The organism is Polynucleobacter sp. JS-Polo-80-F4 (genome assembly GCF_018881965.1).
Taxonomy (GTDB): Bacteria; Pseudomonadota; Gammaproteobacteria; order Burkholderiales; family Burkholderiaceae; genus Polynucleobacter.
In genome coordinates this window covers 1,352,439-1,378,417 of sequence record NZ_JACVPI010000001.1, presented here as the reverse complement: position 1 = coordinate 1,378,417, position 25,979 = coordinate 1,352,439, and the positions used below count along the sequence as shown (strand labels likewise).

General features: G+C 46.5%; 28 protein-coding genes. 7 read left to right on the top strand and 21 right to left on the bottom strand.

The window, feature by feature from the left end:
- The first annotated feature begins 5 nt into the window (after positions 1-5).
- A complete protein-coding gene (locus ICN20_RS07105; RefSeq protein ID WP_216239101.1) occupies positions 6-893 on the top strand; it encodes a 23S rRNA (adenine(2030)-N(6))-methyltransferase RlmJ in 888 nt (295 codons plus the stop codon).
- Here the strand turns inward: ICN20_RS07105 and ICN20_RS07100 are convergent.
- The 13 genes from ICN20_RS07100 to ICN20_RS07040 all read right to left on the bottom strand — a co-directional run bounded on the left by ICN20_RS07100 (position 890) and on the right by ICN20_RS07040 (position 12,244).
- Positions 890-1,537 (bottom strand): heme-binding protein, encoded by a 648-nt coding sequence (locus tag ICN20_RS07100; RefSeq protein ID WP_255534679.1) that lies wholly within the window; start codon positions 1,535-1,537, stop codon positions 890-892. The genes ICN20_RS07105 and ICN20_RS07100 overlap by 4 nt on opposite strands.
- Entirely contained in the window at positions 1,537-2,481 is a 945-nt protein-coding gene (locus tag ICN20_RS07095) for an LD-carboxypeptidase (RefSeq protein ID WP_216239099.1), read from the bottom strand. The genes ICN20_RS07100 and ICN20_RS07095 overlap by 1 nt, the downstream gene beginning before the upstream one ends.
- A complete protein-coding gene (gene tadA / locus ICN20_RS07090) occupies positions 2,478-2,936 on the bottom strand; it encodes a tRNA adenosine(34) deaminase TadA (RefSeq protein ID WP_216239097.1) in 459 nt (152 codons plus the stop codon). The genes ICN20_RS07095 and tadA overlap by 4 nt, the downstream gene beginning before the upstream one ends.
- Complete coding sequence (queD, locus tag ICN20_RS07085; RefSeq protein WP_216239095.1) at positions 2,937-3,401, bottom strand: 6-carboxytetrahydropterin synthase QueD; 465 nt, start codon at positions 3,399-3,401, stop codon at positions 2,937-2,939. It lies immediately after the preceding gene.
- 46 nt (positions 3,402-3,447) lie between these two features.
- Positions 3,448-4,101, bottom strand: a complete 654-nt coding sequence (gene queE / locus ICN20_RS07080) for a 7-carboxy-7-deazaguanine synthase (RefSeq protein WP_216239093.1) — start codon at positions 4,099-4,101, stop codon at positions 3,448-3,450.
- Between the two features lie 28 nt (positions 4,102-4,129).
- Positions 4,130-4,858 carry a hypothetical protein gene (locus ICN20_RS07075; protein WP_216239091.1) on the bottom strand — a complete coding sequence of 243 codons (729 nt, stop codon included), beginning with the start codon at positions 4,856-4,858 and terminating at the stop codon, positions 4,130-4,132.
- Positions 4,834-5,535, bottom strand: a complete 702-nt coding sequence (locus ICN20_RS07070; protein ID WP_216239089.1) for a hypothetical protein — start codon at positions 5,533-5,535, stop codon at positions 4,834-4,836. Before ICN20_RS07070 ends, ICN20_RS07075 begins: the two co-directional genes overlap by 25 nt.
- A 64-nt stretch (positions 5,536-5,599) precedes the next feature.
- The gene (locus tag ICN20_RS07065) at positions 5,600-7,498 is read right to left on the bottom strand and encodes a radical SAM protein (RefSeq protein WP_216240359.1); all 1,899 of its coding nucleotides are present in this window, start codon (positions 7,496-7,498) and stop codon (positions 5,600-5,602) included.
- 9 nt (positions 7,499-7,507) lie between these two features.
- Positions 7,508-8,305, bottom strand: a complete 798-nt coding sequence (locus ICN20_RS07060; protein ID WP_216239087.1) for a ferritin-like domain-containing protein — start codon at positions 8,303-8,305, stop codon at positions 7,508-7,510.
- A gap of 30 nt (positions 8,306-8,335) precedes the next feature.
- On the bottom strand, positions 8,336-9,943 hold the full coding sequence (gene guaA / locus ICN20_RS07055) for a glutamine-hydrolyzing GMP synthase (protein WP_216239084.1): 1,608 nt from the start codon (positions 9,941-9,943) through the stop codon (positions 8,336-8,338).
- A 36-nt stretch (positions 9,944-9,979) separates the two neighbouring features.
- Positions 9,980-11,443: an IMP dehydrogenase gene (gene guaB, locus ICN20_RS07050; RefSeq protein ID WP_216239083.1), complete on the bottom strand. Its 1,464-nt coding sequence runs from the start codon at positions 11,441-11,443 to the stop codon at positions 9,980-9,982.
- A gap of 26 nt (positions 11,444-11,469) precedes the next feature.
- The gene (locus ICN20_RS07045; protein WP_216239082.1) at positions 11,470-11,820 is read right to left on the bottom strand and encodes an RnfH family protein; all 351 of its coding nucleotides are present in this window, start codon (positions 11,818-11,820) and stop codon (positions 11,470-11,472) included.
- Positions 11,813-12,244 carry a type II toxin-antitoxin system RatA family toxin gene (locus ICN20_RS07040; protein ID WP_216239080.1) on the bottom strand — a complete coding sequence of 144 codons (432 nt, stop codon included), beginning with the start codon at positions 12,242-12,244 and terminating at the stop codon, positions 11,813-11,815. The genes ICN20_RS07045 and ICN20_RS07040 overlap by 8 nt, the downstream gene beginning before the upstream one ends.
- Before the next feature lie 25 nt (positions 12,245-12,269).
- On the opposite strand from ICN20_RS07040, the gene smpB reads away from it, so the two are divergent.
- From smpB to ICN20_RS07015, 5 genes are all read left to right on the top strand, one after another.
- Entirely contained in the window at positions 12,270-12,722 is a 453-nt protein-coding gene (gene smpB, locus ICN20_RS07035) for an SsrA-binding protein SmpB (protein WP_068321829.1), read from the top strand.
- 144 nt (positions 12,723-12,866) lie between these two features.
- Positions 12,867-14,279, top strand: coding sequence for a circularly permuted type 2 ATP-grasp protein (locus tag ICN20_RS07030; protein ID WP_216239078.1), 1,413 nt, complete (start codon positions 12,867-12,869; stop codon positions 14,277-14,279).
- A 13-nt stretch (positions 14,280-14,292) separates the two neighbouring features.
- Positions 14,293-15,270, top strand: a complete 978-nt coding sequence (locus ICN20_RS07025; protein WP_216239076.1) for an alpha-E domain-containing protein — start codon at positions 14,293-14,295, stop codon at positions 15,268-15,270.
- A gap of 12 nt (positions 15,271-15,282) precedes the next feature.
- Entirely contained in the window at positions 15,283-16,080 is a 798-nt protein-coding gene (locus ICN20_RS07020; RefSeq protein WP_216239075.1) for a transglutaminase family protein, read from the top strand.
- Between the two features lie 53 nt (positions 16,081-16,133).
- Positions 16,134-17,000, top strand: coding sequence for a peptidase (locus ICN20_RS07015; RefSeq protein ID WP_216239074.1), 867 nt, complete (start codon positions 16,134-16,136; stop codon positions 16,998-17,000).
- A gap of 87 nt (positions 17,001-17,087) precedes the next feature.
- Here ICN20_RS07015 and ppsA read toward each other — a convergent pair whose 3' ends face one another.
- Entirely contained in the window at positions 17,088-19,493 is a 2,406-nt protein-coding gene (gene ppsA, locus ICN20_RS07010) for a phosphoenolpyruvate synthase (protein ID WP_216239073.1), read from the bottom strand.
- A 106-nt stretch (positions 19,494-19,599) separates the two neighbouring features.
- On the opposite strand from ppsA, the gene ICN20_RS07005 reads away from it, so the two are divergent.
- Complete coding sequence (locus ICN20_RS07005; RefSeq protein WP_216239072.1) at positions 19,600-20,427, top strand: pyruvate, water dikinase regulatory protein; 828 nt, start codon at positions 19,600-19,602, stop codon at positions 20,425-20,427.
- A gap of 16 nt (positions 20,428-20,443) precedes the next feature.
- Here the strand turns inward: ICN20_RS07005 and ICN20_RS07000 are convergent, their stop codons facing one another.
- Genes ICN20_RS07000 through ICN20_RS06970 form a run of 7 tightly spaced genes read right to left on the bottom strand, consistent with a single transcriptional unit; the run spans position 20,444 to position 25,970 of the window.
- A complete protein-coding gene (locus tag ICN20_RS07000) occupies positions 20,444-21,268 on the bottom strand; it encodes an RNA methyltransferase (protein ID WP_216239071.1) in 825 nt (274 codons plus the stop codon).
- 3 nt (positions 21,269-21,271) lie between these two features.
- Positions 21,272-21,865 carry a ribonuclease HII gene (rnhB, locus tag ICN20_RS06995; protein WP_216239070.1) on the bottom strand — a complete coding sequence of 198 codons (594 nt, stop codon included), beginning with the start codon at positions 21,863-21,865 and terminating at the stop codon, positions 21,272-21,274.
- A complete protein-coding gene (lpxB, locus tag ICN20_RS06990) occupies positions 21,862-23,118 on the bottom strand; it encodes a lipid-A-disaccharide synthase (protein WP_216239068.1) in 1,257 nt (418 codons plus the stop codon). Before lpxB ends, rnhB begins: the two co-directional genes overlap by 4 nt.
- Positions 23,078-23,875: an acyl-ACP--UDP-N-acetylglucosamine O-acyltransferase gene (gene lpxA, locus ICN20_RS06985; RefSeq protein WP_216239066.1), complete on the bottom strand. Its 798-nt coding sequence runs from the start codon at positions 23,873-23,875 to the stop codon at positions 23,078-23,080. The genes lpxB and lpxA overlap by 41 nt, the downstream gene beginning before the upstream one ends.
- Positions 23,875-24,324 (bottom strand): 3-hydroxyacyl-ACP dehydratase FabZ, encoded by a 450-nt coding sequence (fabZ, locus tag ICN20_RS06980; RefSeq protein WP_215392257.1) that lies wholly within the window; start codon positions 24,322-24,324, stop codon positions 23,875-23,877. The genes lpxA and fabZ overlap by 1 nt, the downstream gene beginning before the upstream one ends.
- Before the next feature lie 45 nt (positions 24,325-24,369).
- A complete protein-coding gene (gene lpxD, locus ICN20_RS06975) occupies positions 24,370-25,437 on the bottom strand; it encodes a UDP-3-O-(3-hydroxymyristoyl)glucosamine N-acyltransferase (RefSeq protein ID WP_216239065.1) in 1,068 nt (355 codons plus the stop codon).
- A gap of 5 nt (positions 25,438-25,442) precedes the next feature.
- The gene (locus ICN20_RS06970; protein WP_216239064.1) at positions 25,443-25,970 is read right to left on the bottom strand and encodes an OmpH family outer membrane protein; all 528 of its coding nucleotides are present in this window, start codon (positions 25,968-25,970) and stop codon (positions 25,443-25,445) included.
- Positions 25,971-25,979: the final 9 nt, after the last annotated feature.

Below are 25,979 nucleotides of genomic sequence, written 5' to 3'. Positions count from 1 at the left end.
TAAAGATGTTTAGCTATCGACACGCATTTCATGCTGGAAGTCACGCAGACATTCTCAAGCATCTGACCTTAATTCATTTGGTGAATTACCTCCAAGAGAAGCCTGGCGCAATCACGATGGTGGATACCCATGCAGGCGCTGGTATATACAGCCTGCAGGATGGTTTCTCCACAGTAAGTAAAGAGGCTGATGGCGGTATTTTTCGCTTGATGCAATATATCGACACTTGCAAGCACGCTAACACGCCAGTACCAGAGAGTATTCAAGAGTATCTAGGATGCATTGAAGCCGAGAATGTTGAGGGACAGCTCTCCACTTACCCAGGCTCTCCGTTTATTCTGGCGCGCTTATTACGCCCTCAAGACCGCCTCAAGCTATTTGAACTACACCCTAAAGAGATTGATATTCTGCGCCACAATATTCGTGAACTGAAACAGTCCAAGCAGACCGATATTTATGCCGAGGATAGTTTTGCACGACTGAAGGGTTTGGTCCCACCCCCCAGTAGACGTGGGTTAGTGTTAATTGATCCCTCTTACGAAGATAAGCAAGACTATCGCTACCTTGAAGTTGCCATGGAAGAAGCTCTACAACGCTTTGCTACCGGCTGTTATGCGGTGTGGTACCCCGTACTCTCTAGAAGAGAATCTGCAGCCCTACCTGATCGTCTCAAAAAGATTGCAGCAGCTCATAAGCGTTCTTGGCTGCATACAGAGTTGCGTGTTGAAAATGCACCAGGTGAGCGTCGCTTGCAGGCAAGCGGTATGTTCATCATTAATCCGCCATGGACTCTAGAAAAACACTTGGCGCAGGCTCTACCGGTTTTGACCAAGGCCCTAGGCATAAATGGTGGTGGCCAATTTGTATTAAAAAGCTTTGAAGCGAAGAACTAGTCACGCAGGTTAAGCATGACCTCATTACGCCGCATGAAGGGCAAAGTCCAGGGCGGGTTGTATCGTGAAAAATTAGGGGCTCCAGCAGCCTGAAGATTTCTGGTTTTCATCCACTGCTCGAGTTCTAGCGTTTTCTCAGCAACTTTTTGCTGGTTATAAAAACCCGTGAAACTGATTACCGCCTTTTTTACTCCAGGAATTTGACGTAATTGCACCTGTGGATTGATTGGCTTCGGAATTGTTTCCATGGTGTACTCAGCAGGCATTACAAATGACACAGTCCACTTGCCAGCATTGGATTCAATCCCAACAGGGGCAGTCATGGCGATCTTGGCACTCTTTTGTTTTTGATCCTCTACCATCACAGGGGCAGTCATGGCAATTTTTTCGCTCACTTGATTCTGGCCAAAAATATAGGCTGCAATCAAGCGAAACCCCTGACTAGAGGCCTCGTCTAAATCACCGTCGACTTGTACCTCGGCCACAATCATGGAGGCATAAGCACGGACTTCAAAAGGGGGTTCCTTTTCGAGTACGGAATATTTTGGTTCTTCAGTTGCCATTGATGCTCCCGCAAATGTAAGCGCAATCGAAATGAGGGCGCCCTTCAAGAAAGAATGGCTTAAACGATGGCCGCTAAACATTACCACTGCGCTTTGATTTCAAATCCACTTGAATTGAAATTTAAGTCGGCTTGAGCGCCAACGGGTAAGGTTAATTTATTTGCCTGATGACCAAAGGGTAAGCCAGTGAGGATAGGAATTTCTTTTGGAAGATGTTTGCGGATAGCCTCAATAGCCCGTTCGAGCGAGTAGCCTTTATCGTTATCGTAAAGACGGTAAGCAGAAAAGCCGCCTAATAAAATTGCGCCCTGATTGGAAAGAATGCCTGCATCCAAAAGTTGCATCAACATTCTTTCAATTCGATAAGGATGCTCATTCACATCCTCCAGAAATAAGATACCGCTATGCGTTTGCTTGGCTGAAGGTAGATACGGCGTGCCAACTAAACCAGCTAGTACCGTTAAATTGCCACCCCACAATAGCCCCTTCAAAGAACGTGAGCTTTCTTTACCTAAAAAAGATTGCGGATCTGACACTTTGCAATCGAGCTTGCGGTCTTGAACAGCAGCCTGGAAATGCTTCCACATGAATTCATCAGGGACCACTGCTGCCCCATCATCACCCAGTCGCCCAAAGTCATAGTTAAGCATCGGACCGGCTAATGTAATAGCGCCTGTTTTTGCCAATAATCCCAACTGAAAGACTGTAAAGTCGCTATGGCCGCATACTTGCAGGCCCTTCTGAATTGCATTTGCAACAGCATCCCACTCAATACCAGGAAGCAGGCGATGAAGGCCATAACCACCTCGCATAGCCATCACTAAGGACTGGGGCTCTAATTTAGAAAGATGGTTTAGCTCAGCAAGACGTTCTTCGTCACTACCCGCAAATCGCTCATACACTCGCTGAACGCAATCCTGATTCTGGACAGCTATAGATTGCCTCTCTAGCCAGTCGATACCAGCCAAAGGACTTTTATTATCTAAGCTTGCTCCAGATGGAGCAATGAGGTGAATGGATTTCAACGTCGCCCCTTAAAAAAATCACGTAGCAATTGACCGCACTCTTCGCTCATAATGCCACCCTCGACGCTCGTCTGGTGATTAATTTGTTTAGAAGAAAATAGGTCTAATACGCTACCAGCAGCCCCTGTTTTAGGGTCTGGCGCGCCATATACAACTCGATCAATCCTAGCATGAAGCATTGCACCCGAGCACATTGCACAAGGCTCAAGGGTAACGTATAGAGCACTTCCAGGGATGCGGTAATTTTCCTCAACTAGGGAAGCCTCACGTATAGCCAACATCTCGGCATGCGCACTAGGATCATGATTAGCAATCGGCTTATTAAATGCCTTGGCAATCACCTGACCATCCTTAACTAACACGGCACCTACAGGAACCTCGCCTGATTGCGCTGCCAACTGAGCTTGCTCAATTGCCATGCGCATAAATTGCTGGTCAAGCTCTACTTGGGTCATTTAAGCAGAATGAACATCTGCCCAGCAATTGGGCGTCTCATAAAGACGAATGGAAGCAAGTTCCAAGCGACCACTAAATGCTTTACTAAAGACTGGTTGCAAAATAGCAAAGGCAGCATTTGCCAAATTCTCTACAGTGGGCACATGCTCCATGATGACGGTCTTATGGTTGGGCAAAGTTCCCAAGAAAGCTACCAAACCTTCATCCTCTTTAGCCACCAAAAATGCGTGATCCCAAGGCTCAACAACATATTGATTGGTTAAGCGCTTGATATCCCCAAAGTCAAGCACCATTCCATCGTCTGCCTTACCAGGATGGTCCGCCACTTCTCCAGCGAGCGTCACTTCGATTGCATAACGATGTCCATGCAGATGACGACATTGACCATCATGATTAGGAATGCGGTGTCCTGAGTCAAACTCAAGACGTCGAGTAATGGAAATGGCTGGTTGTTTATTTGTCATTGGATACTTATTTAATGAATTTGCATTTAGCTAACGCTTATCTAATTTACCGAATCCCAATCAGCTTATGAGATTGCAAACTTAATCTCCACAGGGGGCGCTTTTGGCACAAGCTTACAGCTAATTCAGTATTGCTTTTAAGGTTTGGGCCATCCATAGGCTGTAAGAAGCGATTGCGATAATCCATTCCCTCAAAACGCGCCATGAGCTTTTCTAATGGTTGATGCTTAGCTTGTGGAATCACGAGCTTTAACTCATCTGCCTGAAGAACAATCAACTCAGCGCCAGCTTTAGGGCTTACACAAATCCAATCCACCCCTTTAGGAACTTTAATCGTGCCGTTGGTTTCAATCGCCACTTCAAAGCCTTTTTGATGAAGCGCGTCAATTAACTCATCATCCAGCTGCAAGAGCGGCTCTCCGCCAGTGAAAACCACATAACGCTGTTGAGGTCCGGCAGAGGTGCTTCGCCATGAAGTCTCGATTGCATCTGCAAGTGAAATTGCGGTTTCGAACTTACCACCACCAGAGCCATCGCTACCCACAAAATCGGTATCGCAAAACTGACAAATGGCTGTGGCACGATCTTCTTCGCGCCCGCTCCAAAGATTACATCCAGCAAAACGGCAGAATACTGCCGCTCTACCAGCGTGGGCACCTTCGCCCTGGAGCGTGGGGAATAGTTCTTTTACGGTATACATAACAATGCACCTATTTTAAGCGCAATGCCTATTTCCAGGAGATTAACTCCCACTCCAGGTAATCCTCCCAGTAGGCATTCACCCAATACACGCCTGCGGTGATGTAGCGCCCAGAACCTCTCCGAATCACCCAACGACCCACCTCAGGCGAAAACCAGAGGTCCTCTTGCCGAGCATTGCCGACCCTAAATACATCATTACTTACAAAATTTGGTATTTCATTATGAAATTGCAATACCAAAAACTCCCCGGCTGGCGTCTTTATGCGCTCCCATTGAGTCGCGGTCATCCCTAGACCCCAGTAATAACTTCCATCTGGGTAAGTGGGCACTTGATATTGGGTTGTGAAAAATCCATTCCAACCCACTTGCAATTGTTGAGGCCAGAGAGGAATAGGTTTTGAAAATTTCTGGGGTGGGTTCCAATGGGGATCTTGCTGCACAAAACCCCAGGTTGATTGAATTTCATCAGGGAGCGGTCCCGCTTTCACTCCAGAGCGCGCTATACGCACTTCACTACCCACTGAAACAACTTTTTCAGTAATCGTATCGACTATCTCTTGATTAAATACATTACGAACTTGATATACCCACTCTTGCCCTACCTTAGGCGCTCTGACATTAGGAGTTGGTATTGGTTGAGTGGTTGCTACACCCTTGGGGTAGGGCTGCGTAGCTATACACCCCACCAAAAAAAATGGTGCTAAGAAACATGCAACACTATAGGTGCGTATTACTTGTAAGAGCTGAGCTGCCATTGCAAACTATCCTCTAAATTTGGCATACCTAGTTGACCTTGGATCATGTAGGAACCAGAAGACTCACGGGCTACCCAGCGACCAATACTAGGCGCAAACCAAATAGTCTCTTTGCGTATGCAGTTCACTTTGTTATCGTCTTCACTCTCGTAGTTAATGAGATTTTGATAACGTAAAGTTAAAAAGGTTCCAGCAGGCACCGTAATTTGCTCCCAACCATGGGCACTCATGTATTCCTGCCAGTTATAGGAGTTATCAGAGTACCCACCCAAGCTATATTTGGTAGTGAACTGCTTGCTCCAGCTAGAAGATAATTCTTGCGGCCATAACGGAATAGCCGGCTTAAAACTCAGTAAGCGTGGCCAAGCAGTATCAATCTGCACCATACCCCAAGGACCCTGTATCTCGCTGGCCAATTGGCCACCATTTTCGTCAGAGCGCTCAATCACAATAGTTGAACCAACACTAGAAACACGCTCGGTAATGACGCCACGAATCTTGCCATCAAAAACGTCACGCTTAATGTAGGTCCACTCCTGCCCTACCTGAGGAGCCCTAATAGTTGGAGCGGGGTTTGGCTGAGCAACGGGAGTACCGCGTTGATATGCCAACGGTACACCACATGCGACTGGAGCTAAAGCAGCTGATGCTATGAATGTGCGTCGCGATAAATTCATTTGTTGCTCCTACGTTAATTTAGAACCATACAAAATAATTGTATATCTGACTTATTCTTGAGCGCTATCGATATAACGCGTTTTCAATAAAATTCTTTGGTACTTTTGTCTTGGGAATAGCAATACCCAAGTCATCAAACCAGGACTGGGTCTTAATATCAAATCCTACGCCATGCATATAGTTATAGATAGCCTTCTTTAGACCCTGCCCTAGTGCGTCATGATCAACCCCGGTGGGATCAATAAAGAGCACATCATTTTTAGCAAAAGTGATTTCTGGCAATGGAATCAAGTCAATTCCATATTCTTGAGGGTTCTGACCTACTGGAGAATGCACGGTACAAGTAAAGCGATGAAAGAACCCACTTTGAATGCAGCCATGCTCAAAAAGCTGTCTCACATACTCCAAAGCATCCACCGTCTCCTGTACAGTTTGAGTAGGAAAGCCATACATCAGATAGGCATGCACTAAGATGCCAGCGTCCGAGAACCCTTTGGTAACTTGAGCCACCTGCTCCACGGATACACCTTTTTTCATTAGATTTAGGAGGCGATCGGAAGCAACTTCAAGGCCGCCAGACATAGCAATACAACCACTCCGCGCTAAAAGCTCAGCTAATTCAGGGGTAAAGGTTTTCTCAAAGCGAATATTTCCCCACCAAGAGATAAGCACCTTACGACGAATAAGCTCCTCAGCCAAAGCCTTTAATATTTTCGGAGGTGCGGCCTCATCTACAAAATGAAAACCTGTCTGCCCAGTCTCAGCAACAATGTGCTCAATGCGGTCCACCAATAAACTGGCTGATGCAGTCTCATAACGAGAGATATAGTCAAGCGACACATCGCAGAAGCTGCATTTTTTCCAATAACATCCGTGCGCAACAGTCAGCTTATTCCAGCGGCCATCACTCCACAAGCGATGCATTGGATTTAACATATCCAGAAGCGATAGATAAGAATCTAGTGGCAGGCCATCCCAAGTAGCGGTACCCACCTCCTCAAAAGGCACATCCGGCTCTTGCCAATTTAGATATTGCACCTGCGTATTAGAATTACGAAGAAAAGTGCGCACCAATCGCTCAGCAGAACGCTTGCCATTGAGATGCTCAAGCAAAGCGAGCAAAGGCCTCTCACCTGAATCTAGCGTGATGAAATCAACATAATCAAAAATACGAGGATCAGATAACTCCCTCAGTTCTGTATTGACATATCCACCGCCTAAGGCAATTTTGATTTCTGGGTGAGCACCCTTAATCACTTGGGCTATTCGCAAAGCGGCGTACATTGCGCCCGGGAAAGGCACGGACAGAAGTACCAAGTTTGGTCGATGGCGATCAATTGCTTGAGTGGCAAGTGCCTGTAAATGCAAATCCATGAGCGTTGGTTCTGCTTGAAGAGCCTCAGCCAGGGGGGTAAATGTAGGCTGGCTGCTAGCCAAAGATTCAGCATAGCGCACGAACTCAAAACGATCATCCACTGCATCACGCAGCACATCAGACAAATCATTGAGATACAGGGTTGCTAAATGACGGGCTCTATCCTGTGAGCCAAGAGCGCCGAAGGCCCAAGCCAATGAATCAGCAGCTTCCTCATCGTCAAAGACATCGAGCGCAGCAAAGCGGGGACCCTCAGGCAAAAAATCACGGGTATTAATACGGTGACTTAAGGTACTGTCACGACCCTGCAAGAAATGAATAACTGGTGAGATAGAAGCTTGATAAGAATCAAAATAATCTAAGAAAAAATTTACGCTGGCACTGCGACCCTCTTCAGGAACACCAAGAGCCTCAGCTCGAATCTCGGTCATACCTTCTGGAGTAAAAAAACTGAGTACAAGAGCTAGTGCGAGATCTTCTTGAACAGCATCGATGCCGCGTGATCTCAAAAACCCTGTGATGTACGCCGTAGAAGGATACGGCGTATTCAGCTGAGTCATAGGTGGGATGAGGCTTAATACCTTCATACTCATTCGCTATGCCCCAAGAAGATCTAACTCTTCTGTTGAAAAACCCGCTTGCTTACGTGCCTCCATATTAAATGGCCCCTTTAGAACAGGTGCACGATATTGGGCGGCTAATTCTCGATAAGCAGAAATCGGGGAAAGATTATCTTTGCTACATAAGAAGTTAAACCAGCGATTACCAATCAGTACATGACCGATTTCATCATTGAGAATAATCTCTAGAATTTCAACCGCACGAACTTCTTTTATTTGTTTAAAGCGATCCCGAATCGAAGGCACAGCATCCAATCCCCGAGCCTCCATTGTTCTGGGTACCAGCGCCATGCGGGCAATGACTGAATCCGTTGTTCTCTCGACCATCTCCCACAAACTATTGTGAGCCGGAAAGTCCCCATAAGAAAAACCCAGTGTATGCAGATGCTCATTTACTAAACTGAAGTGATAAGCCTCTTCTTTCGCAACCTTTAGCCAATCCTCATAGTATTCCTGAGGCATATCAGGAAAGCGCCAAATGGCATCTAATGCAAGATTCATAGCATTAAATTCAATATGGGCAAGTGAGTGCAACAAACCCGCCCTACCTTCTGGCGTATCCATTCTTCTTTTGGGAACTAGCTTAGGAAGTACAAGCTCTGGCTTTACTGGGCGACCGGGAAGGATAAGGTTTTGAGATTCAAGCTTGCGAGAAACATCAAGGGCCACTCGTTGCTGCTGATATTCATCAAACAACTTGAGTAAGCGACTTACTTTGTCTTGTGCATCAGCACTTGCCAAGATTGCGAGTGCAGCTTCGCGTAACTCAAGCATGGGTGTTGATAGGCTTAAATCGCCTATTCCTTATTCCCACTCAATCGTTGCAGGCGGTTTTCCACTAATGTCGTATACGACACGGTTAATACCACGCACTTCATTGATGATGCGGTTAGATACCTTGCCAAGAAGTTCATGTGGCAAATGGGCCCAATGCGCCGTCATGAAGTCTTGGGTTTGCACTGCTCTGAGCGCAACAACATATTCATAGGTTCTACCATCGCCCATTACACCAACAGACTTGACCGGCAAGAAAACGGCAAAGGCTTGGCTCGTGAGGTCATACCAAGACTTCTGAGTTGCTTCATCAATCGTATTGCGCAATTCTTCGATAAAGATGGCATCAGCGCGTTGTAGTAAGCTAGCAAATTCCGCTTTTACTTCACCTAAGATACGAACCCCAAGACCTGGGCCTGGGAATGGATGACGATAGACCATCTCGCGCGGAAGACCCAGGGCAACACCAAGTTCACGTACTTCGTCTTTAAAAAGCTCACGTAGTGGCTCAAGCAATTTGAGATGCATGTCATCAGGTAAGCCACCTACGTTATGGTGACTCTTGATCGTATGCGCACCCTTCTTGCCTTTACCCGCAGACTCAATCACGTCTGGATAGATGGTTCCTTGAGCAAGCCATTTGGCATTTTGAATTTTTCCAGATTCAGCTTGGAAAATTTCTACGAATTCTTTGCCGATAATCTTACGCTTTGCCTCAGGATCAGCCACGCCAGCTAGCTCGCCCATGAATTTTTCTTTAGCATCAACGCGGATCACCTTCACACCCAAATTGCGTGCGAACATTTCCATCACCATGTCGCCTTCATTCAAGCGCAGTAGACCGTGATCTACAAATACACAGGTGAGCTGATCACCAATCGCGCGATGAATTAAGGCTGCGGCAACGCTAGAGTCAACACCACCTGACAAGCCAAGAATGACTTCCTCATCCCCAACTTGCCTACGAATATTCTCAACCGCTTCTGCAATGTAATCGCCCATGACCCAGTCAGGCTTGCAATGGCAAATCTCATGGACAAAACGCTCAATGATTGCAGTGCCTTGAATAGTATGAGTTACCTCAGGGTGAAACTGAAATGCATAAAAGCGACGCTCTTCATCGGCCATGCCGGCAATTGGGCAGGACTCAGTCGAGGCCATCAACTTAAATGTTGGCGGCAATGCAGTGACGGAGTCACCGTGACTCATCCACACCTTCAAGATGCCATGACCTTCGCTGGTAGAGAAGTCCTGAATACCTTTGAGTAAATTGGTGTGACCATGTGCACGCACTTCTGAATAGCCAAACTCACGGGCCTTGCCCAATGATTCTGCGGAGGCTACCGCACCACCCAATTGAGTGGCCATGGTTTGCATACCGTAGCAAATTCCCAAAACAGGTACACCAAGCTCAAAAACAATTTGTGGCGCACGTGGGCTACCGTCTTCAGTTACCGAACTAGGGCCGCCAGAAAGAATGATGCCTTTGCCACCCTGCTCTTGAATGAACTTACGAATGAATTCAGGGTCGCAATCGTAGGGATGGATCTCTGAATACACACGCCCGTCACGCACACGCCTGGCAATGAGTTGAGTTACTTGTGAACCAAAGTCGAGAATCAGTATTTTGTCGTGCACGAAAAGATCAGCCTTTATTTCAGCTTTTTTTAGTTGTTAATCAATATGGTAATTTGGCGCTTCTTTAGTGATCTTCACATCATGCACGTGTGACTCACGTACACCCGCAGATGTAATCTCTACAAAGTTTGCTTTTTCATGGAGTTCGGCGATAGTCTTACAGCCGAGGTAACCCATGGAAGAACGAATACCGCCAGTAAGCTGATGCAAGATTGCCAATACGCTACCTTTGTAAGGTACCTGACCTTCAATGCCTTCTGGCACCAGTTTTTCTGCATTCGCAACAATGTCGCTCTGGAAGTAACGATCAGCAGAGCCATCAGCCATCGCGCCCAAAGAACCCATGCCGCGATAGCTCTTGTATGAACGTCCTTGATACAAGAACACTTCACCTGGAGCCTCTTCAGTACCAGCAAACATACCGCCCATCATGACTGAACTAGCACCGGCTGCTAATGCTTTAGCAACGTCACCCGAGTAACGCACACCACCATCAGCAATCAAAGGAATACCAGTACCCTTAAGTGCGGTAGCCACATTCACAATCGCTGTGATTTGTGGAACGCCAACACCAGCAACAATACGAGTCGTACAAATTGAGCCTGGACCGATGCCTACCTTGACACCATCAGCGCCATGATCAGCCAATGCCTTGGCAGCATCACCAGTAGCAATGTTTCCGCCAATGACTTGAACGTGAGGATAGTTTTTCTTCACCCACTTCACCCGATCCAGTACACCTTGGCTATGGCCGTGCGCAGTATCCACCACGATCACATCAACACCTGCACGTACTAACAACTCAATACGCTCATCGTTATCAGGGCCTACGCCAACAGCTGCGCCCACGCGTAGCTTGCCTTCGCTATCTTTACAAGCGTTAGGATGCTCAGTAGCTTTCAGAATGTCCTTAACGGTAATGAGACCGCGCAACTCAAACTTGTCATTGACAACAAGTACGCGCTCAAGACGATGTTGACTCATTAAACGCTTTGCTTCTTCTAATGAACAACCCTCTTTCACAGTAATCAAACGCTCACGTGGAGTCATCTTCGTTTTTACTGGCGCATCTAAATCTTCTTCGAAACGCAAATCGCGATTCGTAATAATTCCGACAACCTCTTTGCCAACGAGAACTGGAAATCCTGAGAAACCATGTTCACGAGAAAGTTGAATCACCTGACGCAAAGTGACATCTGGACTAATCGTGATCGGATCACGTAGTACGCCAGATTCATAACGCTTCACCTTAGCCACTTCACGAGCTTGCTCGGCAGGCTTTAAGTTTTTATGAACAATGCCAATTCCACCTTCGCTGGCCATGGCAATTGCCAAACGACCTTCGGTGACGGTATCCATAGCTGCGGACACCAATGGTGTATTGAGTGAAATATCTCGAGTTAACTTACTTGCCAAGCTGGCATCTCGAGGGAGTACCGATGAATAGGCCGGTACGAGGAGCACATCGTCAAAAGTGAGTGCTTTTTGAATGAGTCGCATGCAAAACCCCTAGTCGCAAAAATCGATTATAGCCTCCTGGCCTTTCTTTTAGCTGCGGCAGCCTGGAATTTGGCATCCTGGTTCTGATTGGCCTTCTTGCGCCGAACCGTCTTAGGGTCGATTAATAGCGAGGAATACAGCTCTAAGCGGTCTCCAGCATAAATAGGGCTATCCCAGTCCTTGCGTTTGCCAAAGACCCCAAAGCAGCCTTTCCTATCCAAAACAGGGTCATCTGGGCCAAGGGCGAAGCCTGCCTTAACCAGCGCCAAACCCACCGTAGCCGACTCCCCGGCAGCCAGAACTAGTTTGAACGACTGCAGCTTTGGCTCACCCAACCTAGCATCACAGAGAATCAGTTCAAGTGATTGCTCAGCCATAGAGGTCCTCGGCACGCTTTACAAAGCAATCAACAAAGGTGCCGGCGATATGGCCAAATACTGGGCCAATAATCTTATCCAGAATGACGCTCTTGAACTCCCAGTGAAGCTTGAACTCTACTTTGCAAGCATCTTCTCGCAAGGGGATAAAGTTCCACTGCCCAGAAAAATGCTTAAACGGGCCATCCACAAAGACCATATCAATAGTTTCTGGGCGGTGATTGACATTACGCGTATGGAAATACTGGGTAATACCCTTGAAATTGATGTTGATTTTGGCGTCGAGCACTGTCTCGGTCTGCTCAAAAATTTCTACCCCGCCACACCAGGGCAGGAACTCAGGATAACGGGCGACGTCGGTCACTAGGCCGTACATACGGTCGGCTGATTGGCCAATTAAAACGGTCTTGTAGACGTCTGCCATAATCGTTCTTGAGAGCTAAATAAATATGAGTATCGTCGATAACAAAAAAGCCTTCTTTGATTATTTTATCGAGGAACGCTTTGAGGCAGGGCTTGTGCTGGAAGGCTGGGAAGTGAAAGCCATCCGCGCAGGTCGCGTGCACATTAAAGAAGCGTATGTCGTCATTCGCAAGGCGGAGCTATTTTTGATCGGCTGCCACATCACCCCACTACTCTCAGCCTCTACCCATATCGTTCCAGACAACACCCGTACTAGAAAGCTTCTTCTCAATGCTATTGAAATCCGCAAGCTCATCGGCAAAGTAGAGCAAAAGGGTTACACCTTGGTGCCACTGAACCTGCACTTCTCTAAGGGCAACGTGAAATGTGAAATTGGCCTTGCCAGAGGCAAAAAGCAGCATGACAAGCGAGCAGCCACCAAAGAGCGGGAATGGGAAGTTCAAAAAGGACGTATTGCAAGAGGCGATCTAAACGCCTAATTTCCCGCTTAAGCCCTTAAAAACTGGGGTAGACCGCACTTAACCCAATTATTTGAGCATTTATGCACTTTAATGGTGCAATATAGCACCAAGCCGCTTCAAATCATTCATTCCAGCTTTTATAAAGGCATTAGTTTGGTAACTATGAAATTGCCTTTTGATGAAATGCTCGACGCCGCAGGCAAAGCGCGCCCCCACTACGAAATTTTTCACAATTGGCTGAAGCAGCAAAGCGACACCCTTATGGGTCTCAAACGCGCTGAAGCCGACCTGATCTTTAGACGGGTGGGCATTACCTTTGCCGTCTACGGAGATGACCTGGGGTCAGAAAGAACCATCCCCTTTGATCAAGTGCCTCGCATTTTTACCGCCAAAGAATGGGAACAGCTTGAAGCGGGATTACGTCAACGTGTAAAAGCACTTAACCGCTTCATCTATGACGTGTATCACGATGAAGAAATTATTAAGGCGGGCATTGTTCCAGCTGAACAGATTTATAACAATGCGCAATATCGTCCTGAGATGCGCAACGTTAGTGTGCCTCGCGACATCTACGCACAAATTGCCGGCATCGATATCGTGCGCGCTGGTGAAGGCGAGTTCTATGTATTAGAAGATAACTTGCGTGTTCCTTCTGGCGTTTCTTATATGGTTGAAGACCGCAAGATGATGATGCGCCTCTTCCCCGACCTCTTTCAAAAATATCGCATTGCTCCTGTAGAGCACTATCCAGATCTTTTGTTGGAGTGCCTCAAGTCTGTAAAACCAGATGATGTTAAAAAACCAAATGTGGTTGTACTCACACCTGGTATGTACAACTCCGCTTACTTTGAACACAGCTATCTTGCACAGCAAATGGGTGTTGAGCTTGTTGAAGGTAAAGACTTATTTGTCAAGAATGAACAAGTCTTTATGCGTACCACCCAAGGGCCTGAGCGTGTAGACGTCATCTACCGTCGTGTTGATGATGATTTCTTAGATCCATTAGCATTCCGCTCCGATTCCACCCTGGGAGTTGCCGGATTATTGTCAGCACATCGCGCTGGTAATGTGACCTTAGCCAATGCTATTGGCACCGGTATCGCTGACGATAAATCCATCTACCCATACGTTCCCGAGATGATCGAGTTTTATCTTGGTGAGAAACCAATTCTCAACAATGTCCCCACATTCCAGTGTCGCAAGACTGATGACCTAGCCTACACCTTAGCAAATTTAGATAAGTTGGTTGTCAAACTGACTCATGGTGCTGGTGGTTATGGCATGTTGGTTGGTCCAGCATCCACAAAAGCAGAGATTGAAGAATTTAGAACACACCTGATAGCTAATCCAGATAAATATATTGCTCAGCCCACCCTAGCGCTCTCCACCTGTCCTACTTTTGTAGAGTCGGGAATTGCGCCAAGGCATATCGATTTAAGGCCCTTTGTACTTTCAGGGAAAACCATCAAGATGGTTCCTGGCGGGCTAACCAGGGTTGCACTCAAAGAAGGTTCTTTAGTAGTGAACTCCTCCCAAGGTGGCGGCACTAAAGATACCTGGGTGTTAGAGAAATAAGGGAAGAGTAAACATGTTAAGTCGTACCGCTGATTGTCTTTATTGGATGGCCCGTTACACCGAACGCGCAGAGAATACTGCCCGCATGCTCGATGTAAATCATCAAACATCACTATTGCCACAGCCTGCAGAGTTTTTAGAGCAGAGCTGGAAAAAATTATTGACGATTTCTAAGTTAGAGGAAGCCTTTCTAAGTAAATATGATGTGGTTAATCGTGAGAATGTTCTAGATTTCATGATTTATGAAACTAGCAATCCCTCCAGCATCGTCTCCTGTTTATATGCGGCACGAGAAAATGCGCGCGTTATTCGCGGCAAGATTACTTCTGAAGTTTGGGAAACCCAAAACACTACTTGGCTTGAGCTGCAACGTATCTTAGAAGCAAGGCATCAAGCCGATCCTAGCCGTCTACTAGAGTGGGTGAAGCACCGCTGCCATCTATTCAGGGGCGTTCTTTATGGAACGATGCTCAAAAACGAATCCTTTGACTTCATCAGCATTGGCACACTGCTCGAGCGCGCCGATAATACCGCCCGTATTTTGGAGACTAAGTACGAGGATCAAGCTACGCTGAAGGATTTAGCTGGCAAGAAGCCCTCGGATGATGGCACCCATGGCGAGTTCTTTGATTTTTACCATTGGGCAGCCCTACTACGCTCTGTGTCAGCATTTGAGATCTATCGTCAAATCTATTCTGATCAAGTCACTCCAAAACAAGTTGCACAATTACTGATCTTTAATAAGCAGATGCCACGCTCCTTAGTGTGTTGCGTCAATGAACTCATTCCTCTTATTTCAGAAGTAAAGAATCAGCAATCTAAAGAAATTGAGCGCTTACTTGGCAAACTCAAGGCAAGCTTGGATTATTCAGATATTGATGAGGTATTTGGACAAGGTCTAGAAGAATTTATTGAGAGTTTCCTCGAGCGCATCAATCATGTGGCTGATGAGTTCAGTAGCGCTTACCTCATACCACTGGCCGTTGCCTAAGAAATTAATTATATGCACTTAAAGATTCGTCACCGCACCGAGTATCGCTATGAGGCGCCAGTGCGTTACTCCATTCAGGAATTGCGCTTAACTCCGCCGACAATTGCAGGCCAGCAAATAGATAAGTGGAAGATTAGTACTCCAATTAAAGCCTCTAATTCAATAGATACATTCGGTAACGCCTGTAGCGTATTTGTACAAGAAACTCCATACACCTCAATGATGATTGAGGCAGAAGGCGAGGTCCGTACGCAAGATGCGTTTGAGTTTATTGATGATGCTAAGGCAGTATCTCCCTACTATCTTTTACAGCAAACTAACCTGACCGAGTCAACAGAAGAAATGTTGGATTATTTTTCTTATAGCCTTCCAAAGAAAAACTCTGTTGATCAAGTACTTAGACTTGCTGAGGCGGTTCAGGGCTTAATTGTGTACTCTCCAGGACAAACGAACTTTGCTACGACTGCAGCTCAATCCTTTGCCATGAAATCGGGTGTTTGCCAAGACCACGCACATGTGATGCTGAGTCTTTGCCGGGCATCGCATATCCCAGCTCGTTACGTCAGCGGCTATTTCTTTGCCGAAGAATCCCCAAACCTCGCAAGCCATGCTTGGATAGACTTTTGCAGTGATATTGAAAAGGGCATTTGGATTAGTGTGGACATTACTCACGCTTGCCTGATAGATTCACGCCATATCAGACTTGCTATTGGCCGGGATTACTACTCTGCAGCCCCCGTAAAGGGAGTGCGTACCGGCGGCGGCGGAGAAGAGCTCAGCGCCAACATCTCTATTCAGCAGCTTGCTTAGGTCTACCTGTCTTTTAAGAGATAATCTCAAGAAATAATGAAGAGGGTTTGGGTATGACGTATTGCATTGGGCTTTGCCTTAAAGATGGTCTTGTTTTTTTATCGGATACACGCACTAATGCTGGTGTAGACCAAATTGGCACCTTTAGAAAAATGACCTTGTTTCAAAACAAGGATCGCTTCTTTACATTAATGAGTGCTGGCAATCTTGCTATTACTCAGTCCGTTAAAGAAATCCTACTTCAGGGCCAACTTTTTAAAGGCAAGAACCTGTGGGAGGCTAAAAACTCATACGAAGCTGCGGTCGTTGTGGGTAACGCTATTAAACAAGTTTATGAACGAGATCATTTGGCCCTTGAAAAAGCTGGCCTCGAATTTAATTGCAATATGATTTTTGGTGGCCAAGTGAAAGGCGAAAAACCTCGCTTATTCAATGTTTACTCGGCAGGAAACTTTATTGAAGCCACTCCGGAGACCTGTTACTTCCAGATTGGCGAATCTAAATATGGAAAGCCAATCTTGGACCGCGTGCTGAATTTCAATACGCCACTCAACCTGGCAACCAAGTGCGCCCTCATCTCCATGGACTCCACTCTGAAAAGTAATATTTCAGTTGGACTACCTTTGGATATGCTGGTTTATGAAAAAAATTCTCTAAAAGCTACCAAGCTAGTCACTCTAGATGATGCAAACCCTTATTTCGCAATGATTCACCAAGCATGGGGTGAGAAGCTACGCGAGGCTTTTAATTCAATAGCGGAACCAAGTTGGAGTGGCGCGAATAAGTCGAGTGACATTTCTACACCAGCTAAAAAAATGGGGATCGTTCCGATTAATCATCCCCCATCAAAGGCAAGAGCACCAAAGACAACTCCTGTAAAGAAAGTTGCAACGAAGAAGGTGGCTACTAAGAAAAAGTAAGCCTCTAGCAATCGCGCGTTGGATGCATCCATAAACAAAAAGGCCTAGAAGAATCTAGGCCTTTTGCTTTGGTGCTTGCGATGTTGATTAGGCTTTTAAGTTCTTACCTAACATTTCCCAAGTAGCCACTACGCTATCCGGGTTCAATGAGATTGAGGTGATGCCTTTCTCAACTAACCAACGAGCAAAGTCTGGGTGGTCTGAAGGGCCCTGACCGCAAATGCCAACGTATTTATTTTGTTTGCGGCAAGCATCAATTGAACGGGCAATCATGAACTCTACTGCTGGATCACGTTCATCAAAGTCTATTGCCAACAATTCCATACCAGAGTCACGATCTAGACCAAGCGTTAACTGGGTCATATCGTTTGAGCCGATAGAGAAGCCATCGAAGTACTCAAGGAACTGATCAGCCAAGATTGCATTCGATGGAATCTCGCACATCATGATGAGGCGCAAACCATTCACGCCGCGCTTGAGGCCAAACTTCTCCATCATGTCGATCACGCGCTTAGCCTGGTTAATGGTACGCACGAATGGCACCATGATTTCTACGTTATCTAAGCCCATATCTTCACGTACACGCTTCATTGCTGCGCACTCGAGAGCAAAAGCCTCACCGAAATCTTCAGATACGTAACGTGATGCGCCACGGAAGCCCAACATTGGATTTTCTTCATCCGGCTCATAACGTGAACCACCAATGAGTTTCTTGTACTCATTTGATTTGAAATCGGATAGGCGCACGATGACTGGCTTTGGATAGAAGGCAGCAGCAATCGTTGCTACGCCTTCAACCAATTTGTCCTCATAGAACTGGCGTGGGCTAGCATAGCCACGGGCCACGCTCTCCACTGCACGTTTCAGGTCAGGATCAATATTTGGATACTCCAATACAGCGCGTGGATGCACACCGATATAGTTATTGATGATGAACTCGAGACGGGCAAGGCCAACGCCCGCATTTGGGATTTGACAGAAATCAAATGCCAACTGAGGATTGCCAATATTCATAGTGATCTTCACTGGAATCTCTGGCAACACACCACGAGACACCTCAGTGACTTCAGTTTCAATCAAGCCATCGTAGATATGACCTTCGTCACCTTCTGCGCAAGAAACTGTCACCATCATGCCGTCTTGCAAATGCTCAGTAGCGTCACCGCAACCAACGACCGCTGGCACACCTAACTCACGGGCAATAATTGCCGCATGGCAAGTACGACCGCCACGATTAGTCACAATCGCAGAAGCGCGCTTCATTACTGGTTCCCAGTTTGGATCAGTCATGTCAGCAACCAATACATCGCCTGGCTGTACACGATCCATCTCGCTTGGGTCACGAATAATGCGCACAGGGCCTGCACCGATCTTTTGACCAATTGCGCGACCTTTTGCTAATACCTTAGAGCTACCCTTTAACTTGTAGCGCATTTCTACTTGGCCAGCTGCCTGACTCTTTACAGTTTCTGGACGCGCTTGGAGGATATAGATGCGGCCGTCTTGACCATCTTTGCCCCACTCGATATCCATTGGACGACCGTAGTGCTTCTCAATAATCACTGCATATTTTGCCAACTCAGTGATATCCGCATCTTCCAAAGAAAAACGATTCCGCTTTTCTGGAGACACATCGACTGTCTGCACTTTTTCTGCAGAGCCCTTAGGAGCAAATTGCATCTGAATTAACTTGGAACCCAATGAGCGGCGAATGATTGCCTTCTTATCCTGGGCTAAAGTGGTTTTGAAAACATAAAACTCGTCTGGGTTTACTGCACCCTGCACCACAGTCTCACCTAAGCCATAGCTTGAGGTAATGAAAACGACATCCTCGAAACCAGACTCGGTATCCAAAGTGAACATTACGCCAGCGGCGCCTAAATCAGAACGCACCATGCGCTGAATACCAGCGGATAAGGCTACTTCAGCGTGGGCAAAGCCCTTGTGAACACGGTAGGAGATAGCGCGATCGTTATATAGGGAAGCAAATACTTCACGAATCTTCTTCAGAACATCATCAATGCCTTCGACGTTCAAGAAAGTTTCTTGTTGACCTGCAAAGGAAGCGTCTGGCAAGTCTTCTGCGGTTGCTGAAGAACGCACAGCAAAAGAGCCTTTTCCAGAGTCGTCCAAGACTGCGAATGCTTTGCGAATCTCTTCGTCTAACTTTGGCTGAAAAGGGGCTGTTTCGATCCAGTTACGAATTTCTGCACCAGCTTGCGCTAAGGCACGCACATCATCAATATTCAAACCTTCTAAACGCTGTTGAATGCGCTCAGTCAGATTGTTGTGATTCAAAAAATCACGGAACGCCAATGCAGTAGTTGCAAAACCTGTAGGAACACGAACCCCAGTAGACGCTAACTGAGAAATCATCTCTCCTAAGGAAGCATTCTTACCGCCGACGGATTCAACATCAGTCATGCGAAGTTGCTCAAAAGGCAAAACATAGGCATTAGCCATACTGCTATTTTGTTGCTGTTGGTTGGACATAAAATACTCTCAAAAGATAAGGAAACTGGTATAGCGGCCACCCTAAACAGGGCATGCTTTAATATGATTCTATTGTAGTGCTGACCCTGACTTTTAAGCCAAATCCATGTCTAACGAAACCCGTATTGTTTTTATTGTCTCTGACGGCACCGGCATTACCGCCGAGAACTTCAGCCAGTCGATTTTGGCTCAATTTGAGGCCACTTTTAAGCACATTCGGGTGCCTTTTGTGGATAGTGTCGATAAGGCCCATGACGCCGTTAGCAGCATTAACCAGGCGGCTAATAAATATGGTGTCCAGCCCATCGTTTTCACCACTTTGGTGAATTCTGAGCTTAACGCCATTGTCGGGAAAGCAAACGGTCTAATCCTGGATATGTTCCAGACTTTTGTGGCCCCACTAGAAGCAGCTTTGGGTATGAAATCGACCCATGCCATGAACCGCCTTCACCACAACGCCGATACTGAGGCCTATAAGAACCGAATTGAGGCAATTAACTATTCCTTGGCCCATGATGATGGCCAATCCAATCAAAACTTAGCCGAAGCAGACGTTATCCTCATTGGAATCTCACGGGTGGGTAAAACACCAACCAGTCTGTACTTAGCAATGCAGTACGGATTAAAGGCAGCAAATTACCCCCTGATTCCCGAAGACTTTGAGCGCGGGCAACTACCTAAAGATTTGGTGCCTTATCGCCAGAAGATCTTTGGCCTGATGATTGATGCAGAGCGTCTCTCAGAAATACGAAATGAACGCAGACCAGGCAGCAATTACGCCAAGCTAGAAAACTGCCGTTATGAAATTAATGAAGCAACGGCAATGATGAAAAAACAATCCATTCCTTGGGTGCTCACTACCAGCAAGTCCATCGAAGAAATTGCTACCACCGTACTACAGGCAATTAAGTCAGATAAAACAATACTAGGGTAAGTTTCACACTAAAGTCTTAAGTACGTCTTACGCGCAGGGTCTCAAACAGACATACTGCCGCTGCCGTGGATACATTAAGCGATTCCACTCTTGGATCAATGGGGATAGAGATACCTTTGGCTTGAGCGAGCAGGTCTTCGGATACGCCCTGCCCTTCACTACCCATTACCCAAGCAACTGGATGCAATAGTTCTTTTTTGAGGGAGTAGAGATCTTGTTCTGCATCTGCGGTAGTTGCTAATAGCCGTGCGGTGACTGCGCTCAATACCTGTTGATTGGACCAACCTTCATATAAATCTAGCAGTTTGTGGGCACCCATACCTGCACGCAATACTTTGGTAGACCATAAGTGAGCGCAACCCGATAAAGCAATCACTTGGGTAAATCCAGCAGCAGCTGCAGTGCGCAAGATAGAACCCACATTACCCGCGTCTTGTACGCGATCCAATATCACGACATCACCTTCTAAGGTTGCAATGGATTGGGGTGTGGCTATCGTAGATTTTGGTAAATCCAGTAATCCAGCAATATGCGGTGCATTGACTAAATCACTCAGCAGATCCCACAGAGCACTATCCAATTGAAATACTTTGGTGTCCGGACAAATCTCTAAGTGCTCATAAACGGCTTGAGAGATTTCTGTATTCTTCAGGCCCACTTCAGAGCTTAGAAGGATTCTTAAAGCTGGATCGCCCACCCAAGTTTGGACTAGATGAATGCCTTCCAACAAAGCTTGGCCGCTCGCCAGCCTAGCCTTCTGCCCTTTTGAGCCGGTAGCTTGCAGGTTGCGAATCTCCTTAAATAGCGGATTCTCTTTGGAGGTAATGAGATCAAAGTTCATGGCTTAGTGGTTTTGGTTTTCTAGAACTTTTCGCACTGGCGAAAAGCTTCTTCTATGTTGATCACAGGCGCCAAATTGTTTAAGAGCTACAAAATGGGCTTCCGTCGGATAACCCATATGCTGAGCAAAGCCATACTCTGGATGAAGATCATGCAAAGACATCATCTGTCGGTCACGCGTTACTTTAGCTACGATCGAAGCAGCTGAAATTGCAGGCTCTTTAGAGTCACCCTTCACAATCGCTTCTGCAGCGATCGGCAATTCTGGACAACGGTTACCATCAATCAATGCTTTATCAGGCCAAGCACCCAAGCGAGTAGTGAGATCTTCTATTGCGCGACGCATTGCCAACATCGTCGCCTGCAAAATATTAATCTCATCAATCTCAGCTGGACTAGCTTCACCAACACCCCAAGCTTTGGCCTTTTCCATGATCTGCTCATAAAGATATTCTCGACGGGCAGCAGTTAATTTCTTAGAGTCTTTTAGACCCTCAATTGGATTATTGGGATCGAGCACTACCGCACCAGCAACCACTGCACCAACCAATGGTCCGCGCCCTGCCTCATCAACACCACAGACCCAAATCAGACTCATACGCTTTTTTTATTCTTGCGTTGATTGGCAATGGTTTGCGCTACGGCTTGGGCAACTAATAAACCGGTGGGACGACGCAGCGTTTCGTGCATTTGTGCAAAACGTTCTTTGAGTTTGGCAACTTTACTTGGGTGCTCTATCCACTCTTGCACGGCACTGGCTAATTTTTCAGGCGTAGCATCATGCTGTAAAAGTTCTGGAACAACAAACTCGCCACAAAGGATGTTTGGCAAACCTACATATGGTAGATAACCTTGGCGCTTCATGATCTGAGCCGTCAACCAAGGCACCTTATATGAAATTACCATGGGCTTTTTCCATAATGCGGCCTGCAAAGTAGCTGTGCCGCTGGCAATCAACACTACGTCGGCAGCTTCAAGTACTTCATCAGCCATACCATCAAGCAAATGAATCTGAATATCTGGATTACTATTTTTTGCCTCGAGCAAAAGCTGCTCAAGAGGCTCACGTAGTCTTGGGGTAGCTACAGGAATTAAGAAATTGAGCTTTTGGCCCTTTAGTCTCTTAATCAATAGCTGCATCGTTTCAAAAAAGACCGGGGCAATCAATTCAATCTCGGAACCACGACTTCCAGGGAGGACAGAAATTACTAATCCCTCAAGTGATGCGGCAGGAATTTGGAGGTGTTGACTTAATTTTTCTCGCGCTTGATGGGTATTAGGCTCAAGTGGAATCTCACTGGCCAATGGGTGCCCCACATATGTAGAAGCAACACCAGCTTTGTCATAGATCTCTGTTTCAAAGGGGAAGATGCAGAGCATGCGCTCTACCGCTTGGGAGATCTTCTTAATGCGTCCTGCCCGCCAAGCCCAGATCGAGGGAGATACGAAATGCAAAGTCGGAATACCTGCCTTGCGCAACTCCAACTCAACACCTAAATTAAAGTCAGGCGCATCAATTCCAAGATAGACGTCGGGCCTGCCTTCATTGAGGAGATTTTGAATGAGTTCTTTGCGAAGCTTCAGGATCGCTGGAAGTTGCTTAATAGCCTCAACATAACCTCTCACACTTAAGGTTTCCATTGGCCAATCAGAGCGCATGCCCTCTGCCTGCATGCGGGGACCGCCAATGCCATAGACGTCAAGGCCAGACATGTCTGGTATTTGGTTCAGCGCACTTAGAACTGGCGCTGCTAATAGATCACCAGAAGGTTCGCCAGCTACACAAGCTAACTTTGGCAAGGTAGTTCCGTTACCGAATAATGCCGCGCGTAGAAGCGGCAATAAAATCATGGAACTGCGCTAGCTTTTCAGCAGTAGCGGCATCGGCTGCCGATGCAACTACCATCTTCTGAATTTCTACTTTAGCTTCTTCAAAGCTAAGGCCATCTTTATAGAGCACTTTGTAAGCTTGACGCAAAGCAGAAATTGTTTCGCTTGAGAAACCACGACGCTTTAAGCCTTCAACATTAATGCCATGAGGAGAAGCTTTATCTCCAGCAGCAATCACGAATGGCGGGATATCTTGTACTAACGCAGAAGCGCCACCTAGCATCGCATGCTGACCAATACGAACAAATTGATGCACGCCTGACATACCACCCATGATGGCCCAGTCTTCAACTTGTACATGCCCAGCAATTTGCGCATTGCTTGAGAAGATCGTGTGATTGCCGACCTGACAGTCATGGGCAATATGAACATAAGCCATGATCCAGTTGTCGTTACCGATACGAGTAATACCCTCATCTTGCGAGGTGCCAGTATGAATCGTCGTGAACTCACGAACGGTATTGCGATCACCAATAATTAATTGAGTCGGCTCCCCACGGTATTTCATATCCTGTGGAGGGCCACCAATAGCTGCAAAGTGGGCAAAGGTATTTTCTTTACCAATGGTGGTGTAGCCCTCAATAACAGTATGAGAGCCTACTTTAGTTCCAGCGCCAATTTTGACGTTAGGGCCAATAACAGAATATGGGCCAACTTCAACATCGCTGGCCAGTTCAGCCTTACTGTCTACTACAGCAGATGCATGAATCCGAGTCATTACGCGCCTTTCGTGCGAACCGCACAAGTGATATTGGCTTCTGCGGCAATCTCACCATCAACGGTTGCCTTAACAGCAAACTTATAAATACCGGCACGACCGCGCTCTAGCGTGGCAGTCATAATGAGTTGGTCACCAGGTAACACTGGCTTCTTAAAGCGCGCGCCATCAATACCGGCAAAGTAGTAGATCGCATCTTCTGCACGCTCTTCCGAGAAAGTGAGTAAGGCAGCTGTTTGAGCCAAAGCCTCAATAATCAACACTCCTGGCATTACAGGAAAATCGGGGAAATGACCCTGAAAGAAAGGCTCATTCATCGTGACATTTTTTAACGCAGTAATACTCTCACGAGGAGTAATCTCTAGTACGCGGTCCACCAATAGGAATGGATAACGATGCGGAAGCAATTTCAGAATCTTATTGATATCAATTGCGATTGGTGTGCTCATAAATGGCCTGCTGAAAAGTAAATATTCGTTTTAGATAACAGAGTCTTATGACTCTGTGCTTTTGTTTTTATCCAGTAAGCGCAAGCGCTGGCGTATTTTATCTAGGCCACGCAAAATAGCGGCATTTTTCTCCCATGCACTGTGGAGCATCGATGGATAAACGCCTGTAAAGTGCTGACCTGGCTCAGTAATGGAGCGAATAATAGAAGTGTTACCAGAAACCGTAGTTCTATCGGCAATAGTTAAATGCCCCGCAAAGTTGGCAGCGCCGCCAATGATGCAGAAGTTACCAATCTTGGTGCTACCAGAAATTGCAGCACAACCGGCAACGACACAGCAACTACCAATCACAACGTTGTGCGCTATTTGGACTTGATTGTCGATCTTAGTACCAGCACCAATCACGGTGTCGCTCATTGCGCCACGATCAATCGTAGTAGAAGCGCCAATTTCCACATCATTAGCAATCACCACTCGACCAGTCTGAGGAATTTTGACCCACTCGCCGCCCGTCGCAGAAAAATCAGGGGCAAAACCAAAGCCATCGGCACCAATGACTGCGCCGCTATGAATAATGCAGCGCTCACCAATTTGAGAGTTGTAGTAAATCGAAACCGAAGGATAGATCAGCGTATCACTTGCTATGACAGTATCTTTGGCAATGCTGGTATTTCCCAGAATAGAAACACGCTCACCAAGTTTTACGCCAGCGCCAATGTGGACAAATGGGCCAATGTGACAAGAGGCAGGAACAATCGCAGTGGAGTCAATTACCGCACTTGGATGAATCCCGGCTGGATAAGTTGGAGCACTTACTTTTGCAAAGTGCTGAGCCATTCTGGCAAAAGTGGCATACGGGTTTTTTGAGACAAAGTACACCCGCTTGGCAGAATTTACACTGGGATTAGCCTGCAAAAATTCCAGATCCGACTTACTAACAATCAATGCTCCAGCAGCACTATCACTAGCCTGCTGTCTGTAAAGTGGATTAGAGAGAAATGATATTTGATTTGACTGCGCCCGCTCCAAAGGAGCGAGGCCAGTAAATCCATGGGAAGCATCTCCCACCAAGCTTGATTGAAACTGTTCGGCCAGCTCAATAGCAGTAGGCATAAAGCTTACTTCTGGCTATTTAAAGCCTTGATGATGTCGTCCGTAACATCAATCTTAGGATTGGCATAAGGAGGATCTTGTACGATGATATCCAATTTTTTTTGCTCGGCCACTTGTTTGAGTGCAATATTAGCTTTTCCCGCAATCTTAGTGCGGTCCTCAAGGTTTCTCTGATTTAAGTCTTCAGTAAACTCACGTTGCCTGCGTTGTAAATCACGGTCTTGCTCGGCTAACTCACGCTGGCGGCGAACACGCTCAGATTCACTCATCACCGCGCTATCGCGATCAAGCTTTTCGGCTGCAGCTCTAATTTTTTCAACACTATCTCTAATATCATTTTGTCGCTTAGCAAAATCCTTTTCTAATCTAGCCTGACTTTGCTTTGCAATATTTGACTCACTAAATACCTTGTCAACGTTAACGGCTCCAATTCGTGTGCCAGCATCTTGGGCAAAAACTTGTGGCGCAACTAATGCTGCTACTGCAGCAAAGATACCGGCCTGAATCCACTTGGAAGATTGATAAAGCTTCATAAAACTTTC

Bases quoted from the DNA above. Each gene is read 5' to 3' on its own strand.
- ICN20_RS07105 (WP_216239101.1), top strand. From the start codon at position 6: ATGTTTAGCTATCGACACGCATTTCATGCTGGAAGTCACGCAGACATT.
- ICN20_RS07100 (WP_255534679.1), bottom strand. From the start codon at position 1,537: ATGTTTAGCGGCCATCGTTTAAGCCATTCTTTCTTGAAGGGCGCCCTC.
- tadA (WP_216239097.1), bottom strand. From the start codon at position 2,936: ATGACCCAAGTAGAGCTTGACCAGCAATTTATGCGCATGGCAATTGAG.
- queD (WP_216239095.1), bottom strand. From the start codon at position 3,401: ATGACAAATAAACAACCAGCCATTTCCATTACTCGACGTCTTGAGTTT.
- queE (WP_216239093.1), bottom strand. From the start codon at position 4,101: ATGTATACCGTAAAAGAACTATTCCCCACGCTCCAGGGCGAAGGTGCC.
- ICN20_RS07075 (WP_216239091.1), bottom strand. From the start codon at position 4,858: ATGGCAGCTCAGCTCTTACAAGTAATACGCACCTATAGTGTTGCATGT.
- ICN20_RS07070 (WP_216239089.1), bottom strand. From the start codon at position 5,535: ATGAATTTATCGCGACGCACATTCATAGCATCAGCTGCTTTAGCTCCA.
- ICN20_RS07065 (WP_216240359.1), bottom strand. From the start codon at position 7,498: ATGAAGGTATTAAGCCTCATCCCACCTATGACTCAGCTGAATACGCCG.
- ICN20_RS07060 (WP_216239087.1), bottom strand. From the start codon at position 8,305: ATGCTTGAGTTACGCGAAGCTGCACTCGCAATCTTGGCAAGTGCTGAT.
- guaB (WP_216239083.1), bottom strand. From the start codon at position 11,443: ATGCGACTCATTCAAAAAGCACTCACTTTTGACGATGTGCTCCTCGTA.
- ICN20_RS07045 (WP_216239082.1), bottom strand. From the start codon at position 11,820: ATGGCTGAGCAATCACTTGAACTGATTCTCTGTGATGCTAGGTTGGGT.
- ICN20_RS07040 (WP_216239080.1), bottom strand. From the start codon at position 12,244: ATGGCAGACGTCTACAAGACCGTTTTAATTGGCCAATCAGCCGACCGT.
- smpB (WP_068321829.1), top strand. From the start codon at position 12,270: ATGAGTATCGTCGATAACAAAAAAGCCTTCTTTGATTATTTTATCGAG.
- ICN20_RS07030 (WP_216239078.1), top strand. From the start codon at position 12,867: ATGAAATTGCCTTTTGATGAAATGCTCGACGCCGCAGGCAAAGCGCGC.
- ICN20_RS07025 (WP_216239076.1), top strand. From the start codon at position 14,293: ATGTTAAGTCGTACCGCTGATTGTCTTTATTGGATGGCCCGTTACACC.
- ICN20_RS07020 (WP_216239075.1), top strand. From the start codon at position 15,283: ATGCACTTAAAGATTCGTCACCGCACCGAGTATCGCTATGAGGCGCCA.
- ICN20_RS07015 (WP_216239074.1), top strand. From the start codon at position 16,134: ATGACGTATTGCATTGGGCTTTGCCTTAAAGATGGTCTTGTTTTTTTA.
- ppsA (WP_216239073.1), bottom strand. From the start codon at position 19,493: ATGTCCAACCAACAGCAACAAAATAGCAGTATGGCTAATGCCTATGTT.
- ICN20_RS07005 (WP_216239072.1), top strand. From the start codon at position 19,600: ATGTCTAACGAAACCCGTATTGTTTTTATTGTCTCTGACGGCACCGGC.
- ICN20_RS07000 (WP_216239071.1), bottom strand. From the start codon at position 21,268: ATGAACTTTGATCTCATTACCTCCAAAGAGAATCCGCTATTTAAGGAG.
- rnhB (WP_216239070.1), bottom strand. From the start codon at position 21,865: ATGAGTCTGATTTGGGTCTGTGGTGTTGATGAGGCAGGGCGCGGACCA.
- lpxB (WP_216239068.1), bottom strand. From the start codon at position 23,118: ATGATTTTATTGCCGCTTCTACGCGCGGCATTATTCGGTAACGGAACT.
- lpxA (WP_216239066.1), bottom strand. From the start codon at position 23,875: ATGACTCGGATTCATGCATCTGCTGTAGTAGACAGTAAGGCTGAACTG.
- fabZ (WP_215392257.1), bottom strand. From the start codon at position 24,324: ATGAGCACACCAATCGCAATTGATATCAATAAGATTCTGAAATTGCTT.
- lpxD (WP_216239065.1), bottom strand. From the start codon at position 25,437: ATGCCTACTGCTATTGAGCTGGCCGAACAGTTTCAATCAAGCTTGGTG.
- ICN20_RS06970 (WP_216239064.1), bottom strand. From the start codon at position 25,970: ATGAAGCTTTATCAATCTTCCAAGTGGATTCAGGCCGGTATCTTTGCT.